The organism is Gluconobacter sp. DsW_056, from assembly GCF_002153595.1.
Classification (GTDB): domain Bacteria; phylum Pseudomonadota; class Alphaproteobacteria; order Acetobacterales; family Acetobacteraceae; genus Gluconobacter; species Gluconobacter albidus.
Window position 1 is genome coordinate 2501 of the sequence record NZ_JOPF01000038.1, and the last position, 2912, is coordinate 5412.

The 2912-nt window shown below is 54.7% G+C and carries 1 tRNA gene and 2 rRNA genes (1 of these 3 cut by a window edge); all 3 read left to right on the forward strand.

The features are described 5' to 3' along the window. Positions 1-2583, forward strand: a 23S ribosomal RNA gene (locus HK22_RS14785) (it extends 153 nt beyond the left edge of the window). 87 nt (positions 2584-2670) lie between these two features. Further along, positions 2671-2785, forward strand: a 5S ribosomal RNA gene (gene rrf, locus HK22_RS14790). A 50-nt stretch (positions 2786-2835) separates the two neighbouring features. Next, a tRNA-Met gene (locus HK22_RS14795) sits at positions 2836-2912 on the forward strand.

Genomic DNA, 2912 nt, shown 5'->3' on the forward strand with positions numbered 1-2912 from the left:
ATACATAGGTGTATGAGGCAAACCCGGGGAACTGAAACATCTCAGTACCTGGAGGAAAAGACATCAACAGAGATTCCGCTAGTAGTGGCGAGCGAACGCGGAGCAGGCCAATGCCTGATCAGGAAGAAGCAAAACGGTCTGGAAAGTCCGGCAATAATGGGTGATAGCCCCGTATGCGTAGTGTTCTGATGAGGATTCGAGTAGGGCGGGGCACGTGAAACCCTGTCTGAACATGGGGGGACCACCCTCCAAGCCTAAATACTCCTTAGTGACCGATAGCGAACAAGTACCGTGAGGGAAAGGTGAAAAGCACCCCGATGAGGGGAGTGAAAGAGACCTGAAACCGGACGCCTACAAGCAGTCGGAGCCTCTTATGGGGTGACGGCGTACCTTTTGTATAATGGGTCAGCGAGTTTCTGTTTGCAGCGAGCTTAAGCCGTTAGGTGTAGGCGTAGCGAAAGCGAGTCTGAATAGGGCGAATGAGTTGCTGGCAGAAGACCCGAAACCGAGTGATCTAGCCATGGCCAGGCTGAAGGTGCGGTAACACGCACTGGAGGGCCGAACCCACGCCTGTTGAAAAAGTCGGGGATGAGCTGTGGCTAGGGGTGAAAGGCCAATCAAACTCGGAGATAGCTGGTTCTCCGCGAAATCTATTGAGGTAGATCGTCGGGTGTTTACCCTGGGGGGTAGAGCACTGGATGGGCTAGGGGGGCCCAAAGCCTTACCAAACCTAACCAAACTCCGAATACCCAGGAGTATAGCCCGGCAGACAGACAGTGGGTGCTAAGGTCCATTGTCGAGAGGGAAACAGCCCAGACCACCAGCTAAGGCCCCTAAATCGTGGCTAAGTGGGAAAGGATGTGGGGATTCCAAAACAACCAGGAGGTTGGCTTAGAAGCAGCCATCCTTTAAAGAAAGCGTAATAGCTCACTGGTCTATTAGAAACCCTGCGCCGAAAATGTAACGGGGCTCAAGCCACGTGCCGAAGCTGTGGGTGCATTCTTTGAATGCGCGGTAGCGGAGCGTTCCGTAAGTCTGCGAAGGAGACGGGGTGACCCTCTCTGGAGATATCGGAAGTGCGAATGCTGACATGAGTAGCGATAAACAGTGCGAGAAACACTGTCGCCGAAAGTCCAAGGGTTCCTGCGCAAGGTTAATCCACGCAGGGTGAGCCGGCCCCTAAGGCGAGGGCGAGAGCCGTAGTCGATGGGAACCAGTTTAATATTACTGGGCCTGCCAGAAGTGACGAATGAGAGATGTTGTCTGTCCTTAACGGATTGAACAGGCTTTTCAATCATTCCAGGAAATAGCTCTGGCGTATAGACCGTACCCGAAACCGACACAGGTGGACTGGTAGAGAATACCAAGGCGCTTGAGAGAACGATGCTGAAGGAACTAGGCAAATTGCTCGTGTAACTTCGGGATAAACGAGACCCAACCGTGGGCAACCATGATTGGGTGGCACAGACCAGGGGGTAGCGACTGTTTAGTAAAAACACAGGGCTCTGCGAAATCGTGAGATGACGTATAGGGCCTGACGCCTGCCCGGTGCCGGAAGGTTAAGAGGAGGTGTGCAAGCACTGAATTGAAGCCCCGGTAAACGGCGGCCGTAACTATAACGGTCCTAAGGTAGCGAAATTCCTTGTCGGGTAAGTTCCGACCTGCACGAATGGCGTAACGACTTCCCCACTGTCTCCAGCATCGACTCAGCGAAATTGAATTCCCCGTGAAGATGCGGGGTACCCGCGGTCAGACGGAAAGACCCTATGAACCTTTACTGCAGCTTTGCAGTGGCATCAGAGACATTCTGTGTAGGATAGGTCGGAGGCTTTGAAGCCGGGGCGCCAGCACCGGTGGAGCCATCCTTGAAATACGACCCTGAATTTTTCTGATGTCTAACCGAGACCAGTAAGCCTGGTCCGGGACCCTGCATGGTGGGCAGTTTGACTGGGGCGGTCGCCTCCCAAAGTGTAACGGAGGCGCGCGATGGTGGGCTCAGGCCGGTCGGAAACCGGCTGTCGAGTGCAATGGCATAAGCCCGCCTGACTGTGAGAGTGACAGCTCGATCAGAGACGAAAGTCGGCCATAGTGATCCGGTGGTCCCACGTGGACGGGCCATCGCTCAACGGATAAAAGGTACTCTAGGGATAACAGGCTGATCTCCCCCAAGAGTCCACATCGACGGGGAGGTTTGGCACCTCGATGTCGGCTCATCACATCCTGGGGCTGGAGCAGGTCCCAAGGGTTCGGCTGTTCGCCGATTAAAGTGGTACGTGAGCTGGGTTTAGAACGTCGTGAGACAGTTCGGTCCCTATCTGCCGTGGGTGTAAGAGACTTGAGAGGATTTGTCCCTAGTACGAGAGGACCGGGATGAACATACCTCTGGTGCACCGGTTGTCACGCCAGTGGCACAGCCGGGTAGCTAAGTATGGACGGGATAACCGCTGAAAGCATCTAAGCGGGAAACCCACCTCAAAACGAGGTCTCATAGAGCCGTGAGAGACCATCACGTTGATAGGCCGGGTGTGAAAGTGCAGTAATGCATGCAGCTAACCGGTCCTAATCGCTCATACTTCTCACATCAAACACATGCACAGAAATCAGCCACACTCTCTTCATAAAAACGCACCAACCTCCACCCTCTCTCAAAAGACAGGGTGGGCTGGAAGACCTGGTGGCCATTGCGAGGGCCCTACACCCGATCCCATCCCGAACTCGGCCGTGAAATCCCTCAGCGCCTATGATACTGCACCTTAAGGTGCGGAAAAGTCGGTCGCCGCCAGGTCCCCCAGCCCACTCACACCACAAAAAATACCCCAACATCAAAAATACCACCGCGGGGTGGAGCAGCCCGGTAGCTCGTCAGGCTCATAACCTGAAGGCCGCAGGTTCAAATCCTGCCCCCGCAACCA